The organism is Candidatus Oscillochloris fontis (assembly GCF_004138135.1).
Classification (GTDB): domain Bacteria; phylum Chloroflexota; class Chloroflexia; order Chloroflexales; family Chloroflexaceae; genus Oscillochloris; species Oscillochloris fontis.
The window spans coordinates 1-6,625 of the sequence record NZ_RYFD01000087.1; the positions used below are offsets into that span (position 1 = coordinate 1).

Consider the following 6,625-nt stretch of genomic DNA (forward strand, 5'->3'; position numbering starts at 1 on the left):
GTCTGCGAGTCTGCAACCTTCGATGCCATCGCACGAGTCTGCGACCTTCAATGCCACCGCACGAGTCTGCGACCTTCAATGCCACCGCACGAGTCTGCAACCTTCGGTGCCCGTCAACGAGTCTGCGACCTGCGATGCCATCGCACGAGTCTGCGACCTTCAATGCCACCGCACGAGTCTGCGACCTTCATTGCCCGTCTGCGAGTCTGCGACCTGCGATGCCCGTCTGCGAGTCTGCGACCTTCATTGCCCGTCATCGAGTCATCCCCCCGCCCAACATCGCCTCGCAGGTGACGCCGCTGGCGCGGCCTGCGAACCCGGTGCATTCTGGGTGTTTCCTGGTGGGCAAGCCTCATGCAGATCACGGGAAGCTGCCAGCGGCGCACCTGAAGGCTGGCGTTGGGCCGCTCAAGAATGCCCGTGCTAGATGAGTATTGCACCGGACAGGGCGCATAGGCATATGTTAGTCTCTTAAGCGGTAGTTGTCTTGCAATTTTAGCATTTTACATATAGAATTCGCGTAGTAGAATTACAAAGTTAATCTTCGGAGTATAGCATGGAAACTGAAGAGAGTAGAATGTTTTTCAGGAATCTCGTCGATATACTTTATCAGCAAAATTTAGGTTGGGTTGTTGAGCAAGTCAATGAACAAATAGCCACAGGTAAGACCCAATCCAAAAAAGTTAGAGCCTATCGTGAGACGCGTGATAGGGCTCAGTTGCCGATGAGACTAGGGGGCGAAGTTGAATTAGCAGAAACTGTTCCTTATACACCACAAGAACAGTTGCTTATTCTAGTAAGTGCCATTGAACAGGCAGTGAGTAATATTGCTGATATGGAAGATAGGGTTATGGCGACCTTTAAAAAAATATCTGGACGCCAAACAGATATGCAAATAGCTTTTGTCGGTGCCGATGAAGATAACCAGAGACATTCAGTATCAATGCAAGATACTGATCGCCGCACATCAGCAAATGTTATTCTTCGCCACGCACTCCATGAACTAAGAGGTCGTATCAATGACTAGCAATGCATCGCTCCTTACAGCCATTCAGTCTGCTTTAGGATCATCATTAACACCTAGCCTTTCGACGACATCATCAACCTCTGATATTTTTGAGGCGTATATCTTTAGTATTATCCTTGAAGCGGCAAATATAGAAGGTGCAACTGTTGTTTTTGAGGATGTTTTTGGTAGCAAACCCTCTGTATTCTATTTCAGAACCAGTCCTGGCTATATTTTCTCTACAACTCAACCGTATACTCATGCTGTTATTCAGTTTCCAAATAAACCAATATTGGAAGCACATATAGGAATTAGAGTAACAGGAAAATCCGGAGTCTTGCATGAATGTGATGTGTCGGTATTACACCAATCAGAAGCCATTACCTGTAGGAATAACCTTGTTTCGCCAAGATCATCCAAATTAGTCATGGCGATAGAATGTAAGTTCTATTCTACAAGTATACCATTAGGTCTGGCTCGTGCTTTTATCGGCCTTCATACGGATTTGTCAGCTCAAGAGAGTTTCTTCGTTGTTAATACGAATTCTCCATCTGTCGAAAAGTTACTTGCAAAAAGAAATAGATACTGTGGTATTGATATAATCCCAGCATCACCTGTTACAGTAGATAAATTAAGAAGTGCATTTCAAAGCGAATTCTATCGGTATAAAGCAATGTTTTAGCCATAAACAGCGGCCCAACATCGCCTCGCAGGTGACGCCGCTGGCGCGGCCTGGGAACTGGGTGCCATGTCTCGCTTTGTTTCTGGGCAAACATCGCTCGGATCACGGGAATCCGCCAGCGGCGCACCTGAAGGCTGGCGTTGGGCGGGCAATGCTGGTATCTGTATTCTCGTCACAGAAGTTTCATTATGGCACAATGCCAGCAACAACCAGAAGAGGAGTAATGCAGCGACGCTACGTAAAGCCAGAAGGCATTTGTCATGACCTGTTTCGTCCTTCATGCTCCTAAACGAACCTCTCAAACCGATAAGAAGCGACGTTTCGATTACATCGTCACCACGGGTATCGGTGAAGGCTCTATATCTTTCTCGTAGGGAACGGGAGCTTTGTCATCCCGGATATCAGGTGGTGATTCTGCGTAAAGATGAACGTAAACGTGCGGAAGGCGGATGCGTCACCATCATTCCGACATCCAAAGCCCATACCCATCAACAACGCGATGATATTCATATCACGACCATTGCCATCGTACCCTATCACGATGAATCCCTGAATCGTCATGGGGTCGCGGTGATCGTATGATTTCGCGTCGAAGGCGATAGCACACCCGTGGGGGTGACGAAACGTTCGGCACAGAACCTTTGTCGTACACGAATTCCGTGACGTTCGGCACGAAATTACCCACTATCGCCTACGTTCTCACACCCATGAATGCTATCCATCGGACAGTGGTATGGTATACTGAGAAGAGTTCCCCATCTGGCAGAGAAAGTGTCTCCCACGATGTATGACATTGACTATACCGAAGAGGCGCTCGACGATCTTCAGTACTTTCGAAAGCATGAACAGAACATCATTGTGGATGGTATTGATGAACAATTGCGCTATGAACCGCTCGTTGAGACGCGAAATCGTAAGCCCATGCGGGAAAATACCATCGCCGAGTGGGAACTCCGTATTGAAGCGTATCGGGTTCTCTATACGGTTGGTTCGCAGGTACGTATCGTCGAAATCCAACGTATCGGTGAAAAGCGTGGGAATGCGTTCTTCTTCCGAGGAAGGAAAACCGACTTATGATGACCTGGAATTATCGCGTATTCCGTGAAGAAAATGGCGACTATATTATTCGTGAAGTCTTTTATGATGCGGACGATACCATTCTTGGCTGTACCGCCGAGGCGGTCGAACCCATGGGTCGCACCATTGAGGAGTTAGCCACGAGTATTGCCGACTTTCACGCCGCATTAGCACTTCCAGTGTTGACCCTTGCCGATATCCCCCAACCCGCGCATGATCGGCCCACACGTCCCCAACGACAAACCTTTTCCAGTGCTGAAGTGCGTGCCAAACTCGGATTACCGGCAAAACCTACCACTATTCCCCAAAAACCATCATAGGGATGGTCTGTTTCACCGTACCAGGGTTGCCGCCCAACATCGCCTCGCAGGTGACGCCGCTGGCGCGGCCTGCGAACGCGGTGCCATGGCTGGCTGTTGTTCTGGGCAAGCTTCACGTGGATCACGGAATGTCGCCAGCGGCGCACCTGAAGGCCATCGTTGGGCCGTCCTTCCTCGAAGCATCAGGGCGTTCCAGGGATCGGCGTTCCGAGTCGTGAGGCAGCCCATTGAATTCATGCGGATGGATCGCTTTTTCGATTCCTGGCGCGCGATGCCGTGCCAAAGCGAGCCGCAGGGAGCCCCTATCGTGCCCGCGATCCGTGCCGTGCCACCCATAGATGCCGCTGGTGGGGCAACCGATCGCGCCAAGAACGCCGTGCCCACCCATCCATGCCGTGCCCGCGATCAAGGCCGGAGTTGGGCAACTGGGTCTCAGCGCCACGCCGTGCCCACCCAACAACGCCGTGCCCGCGAGGAAGGCTGGTATCGGGCAACCGAGTCTCATGAACCACGCCGTGCCCGCGAGGAAGGCCGAGGGCGGGCAACCGAGTCGCAGCACCACGCCGTGCCCACCCAGCAGCGCCGTGCCAGGGACAAGACCGAGGGCGGGCCAACCGAGTCGCAGAGACCACGCCGTGCCCACCCAACAACGCCGTGCCAACGATGAAAGCCGGTATCGTGCAACCGGGTCTCAGAGACCACGCCGTGCCCATCCAGCAGCGCCGTGACCGCGAGGAAGGCCGAGGGCGGGCAACCGAGTCGCAGCGCAACGCCGTGCCAGGGGCAAGGCCGAGGGCGGGCCAACCGAGTCGCAAAAACCACGCCGTGCCCACCCAGCAGCGCCGTGCCCACCCAGCAGCGCCGTGCCCACCCAGCAGCGCCGTGCCCACCCAGCAGCGCCGTGCCAGGGACAAGGCCGAGGGGGCGGGCCAACCGAGTCGCAGAGACCACGCCGTGCCCGCGAGAAGGCCGGAGTGGTGCAACCGGGTCTCAACGCCACGCCGTGTCCCCCTTCACCCCCGTGCCCGCGAGACAGGCCGGTCGCGCACCAACAACCCCGTGCCCCTCGTCCGCGCCCGACCACCGGGAAACATCAGGAGGCGGATGTTCCCCGGTGTTCCGCCATGCCGGGAACGCACGCCCCCATCCATCAGCAACAAACGTCTTTCTTGCCCCAACCGTATGGCCCAACATCGCCTCGCAGGTGACGCCGCTGGCGCGGCCTGAACCTGGGTGCTTTTTACGCATGTTCTTCTGTGCTGCGTTTCGTTCCGATCAAGAAAAGCTGCCAGCGGCGCACCTGAAGGCAGGCGTTGGGCGGGCACCTCAACCCTAAAAGCCCTGCCGAACAGCCGGATAGATGCTGCTTATGTGAAAACAATACCCTTCGACATAAATACGGCGTAGGTGAAGCCGTTGGGTCAATCATATGATACTACTACATCCGCTATTGACAAGTTCGCACACAACTCTTACAATAATTTCTGGAGACGTGCAGGATGATTTCCAGTAAAAAGAGAGACCTAATACGACCCAAGTAAAATTTAGTGAATATACTAATGTTTTATTTGTAATTCATAGTAGTAATCTGTTTTATTAACATCAAAACACCATGATATCAAGCATTTCCGTCAACCTCACTCGTAATAGCACTCTTTCGAAAGATAAACTGGAAGAGTTAGCCAAAGAAATATATACGACTGTAGAGGCACCCAATCGAGATGTATTCTCGCAAGGCACAGACAGATATCTTGAAGATATTAGCAAGTTTAGCGTGTACACTTGCATTCCCTATCCTGTAACACAAGCGATATTTTTATGGCATGATCGACAAGCTTTTGAGGTCATTGTCAGGACTTTTCAGCAGGGCAATTTACTGAAGTCCACAGAGAAAATCACCAAGAACATTTCAATGAAGCTAAAAGAATACAATATTAACTACGATTTAAGTGTAGAAATTACATCCACTAACGACTCACAACAATATATTACTGGAAGAACGAATTTTCTCAAGGAAAGATTATGGGAGGAACTAAAGGATAATCTCGCCGCTCTTATCATCGGCATTATAATGGCCGTTATTGCGAAATATTTTCTGGATCAATATTTCCAAGAATCAATAGCCGGAATAATAAGCTTGGTAATGTTCACGATTTGGGAAGCCTTTGTGATTTGGAATAATGCTAAAGCAAGTCTTATTCAATGGAGTATAAAATGAACGACCACACAGAAAGCTCTAGCAAATTCCTTGAAATGAGTGGTCTGGAATTCCAGAGGGAAGCATTTAATCAAATAAGAACTATATTTCCATACGCAAAGGAAGAGGCATTACTAGGAAATATTTCAGGTTTTTCGGCTGACATCCTTGTTCAATCTAGCAATGGCAGAGACATTGTCTTTGAAGTAAAGAAAATCGGTCAAGGAAAGAGACTGACTTTTTCTACCTATCCCTCAATTGCTGCACAAAAAGATTTACTCAACCGATATTATCCTGAAAACCCTCCTGTACTTGCGCTTGTTACTAATGCAAAAACAGATGGCTCTGTATTAGATACATTTTCACAATCAGGTATTCCTGTAATTACTCTCTCAACAGATGTCAATAAAACTAAACTTTATATACGTGAAGCATTTACAAAGTTCGCCATAGACATTCCTGAATTAGACCCAATCTTTACAAATCCAAAATTCAATAATGGAACATGCTTTATTTCTATCCCACAGGAACAGAATTTTTTCATGGTGTACAAGGCTGCAATAGAGCCAGCGATTCAAGAGGTCGGACTTTCTCCTGTCATGCCAAATAGCATTCCTCCAGACGTAAATCGGGTAAATGCAATTATCAACACGATTACTGCATCAGATGTAGTAATTGCAGACATTACTTTCAGTAATCCAAATGTTTTAGTTGAGGTTGGCTTTGCAATTAGTTCAAAAAAAGACGTTTTACTAATTACTGAAGAGGTGAGATCAATACCTTTTGATCTTAGATCCTGGCAAGTGATTCAATATACCACAACAGATAAAGGCTTGGAGAAATTAAAGGCGTTACTTACAGAATCACTTGTGGTAATTCTTAAACGTCAAAAGCAGTCCTAGATCCCCAGGTTGGACAGACCGGATATCGCTCCATATAATGGTATACACTTCAGCGATAAATACCGCGCACCAAAGATAAAATGCCGTTACCAACGTAAAGAGTATATACCTTGACCATATATACCTTCTGTATAAGAAAATACCGATGCTATCGTAAAGTATATTCTGCGTTGTATGGGAAGAGTATCAATTATTTACTTTACACTCAACGATTAGATATCACATTAGGAAAGTCTATTCGTTCCGTCTTTGTCAATCTGCCGCCCAACATCGCCTCGCAGGTGACGCCGCTGGCGCGGCCTGTGAACCAGGTGCATTCTGGATATTTCCTGCGAGGGCAAACCTCGTGCGGATCACGGGAAGCTGCCAGCGGCGCACCTGAAGGCTGGCGTTGGGCCGTCCTCAGCCCGTAACGCAGCGCCGGGCATAACGAGTGGGTAT

7 protein-coding genes are annotated in these 6,625 nt (G+C 49.2%); 6 read left to right on the forward strand and 1 reads right to left on the reverse strand.

Translation table 11 applies throughout. The features are described 5' to 3' along the window. The first annotated feature begins 556 nt into the window (after positions 1 to 556). The 4 genes from EKD03_RS17725 to EKD03_RS17740 all read left to right on the forward strand — a co-directional run bounded on the left by EKD03_RS17725 (position 557) and on the right by EKD03_RS17740 (position 3,085). Positions 557 to 1,027 (forward strand): hypothetical protein, encoded by a 471-nt coding sequence (locus EKD03_RS17725; protein ID WP_129633717.1) that lies wholly within the window; start codon positions 557 to 559, stop codon positions 1,025 to 1,027. Next, positions 1,020 to 1,688, forward strand: a complete 669-nt coding sequence (locus EKD03_RS17730) for a hypothetical protein (RefSeq protein WP_129633719.1) — start codon at positions 1,020 to 1,022, stop codon at positions 1,686 to 1,688. Before EKD03_RS17725 ends, EKD03_RS17730 begins: the two co-directional genes overlap by 8 nt. A gap of 783 nt (positions 1,689 to 2,471) precedes the next feature. Then, positions 2,472 to 2,765: a type II toxin-antitoxin system RelE family toxin gene (locus EKD03_RS17735; protein ID WP_129633721.1), complete on the forward strand. Its 294-nt coding sequence runs from the start codon at positions 2,472 to 2,474 to the stop codon at positions 2,763 to 2,765. Next, complete coding sequence (locus EKD03_RS17740) at positions 2,762 to 3,085, forward strand: hypothetical protein (protein WP_129633723.1); 324 nt, start codon at positions 2,762 to 2,764, stop codon at positions 3,083 to 3,085. Before EKD03_RS17735 ends, EKD03_RS17740 begins: the two co-directional genes overlap by 4 nt. Before the next feature lie 501 nt (positions 3,086 to 3,586). Here EKD03_RS17740 and EKD03_RS18310 read toward each other — a convergent pair. Then, positions 3,587 to 4,036 carry a hypothetical protein gene (locus tag EKD03_RS18310; RefSeq protein ID WP_153188303.1) on the reverse strand — a complete coding sequence of 150 codons (450 nt, stop codon included), beginning with the start codon at positions 4,034 to 4,036 and terminating at the stop codon, positions 3,587 to 3,589. Between the two features lie 661 nt (positions 4,037 to 4,697). Between EKD03_RS18310 and EKD03_RS17755 the strand changes: the two genes are divergently transcribed. Then, positions 4,698 to 5,303: a hypothetical protein gene (locus EKD03_RS17755; protein WP_129633729.1), complete on the forward strand. Its 606-nt coding sequence runs from the start codon at positions 4,698 to 4,700 to the stop codon at positions 5,301 to 5,303. Then, positions 5,300 to 6,184 carry a TIR domain-containing protein gene (locus EKD03_RS17760; protein ID WP_129633731.1) on the forward strand — a complete coding sequence of 295 codons (885 nt, stop codon included), beginning with the start codon at positions 5,300 to 5,302 and terminating at the stop codon, positions 6,182 to 6,184. Before EKD03_RS17755 ends, EKD03_RS17760 begins: the two co-directional genes overlap by 4 nt. Positions 6,185 to 6,625 lie beyond the last annotated feature (441 nt).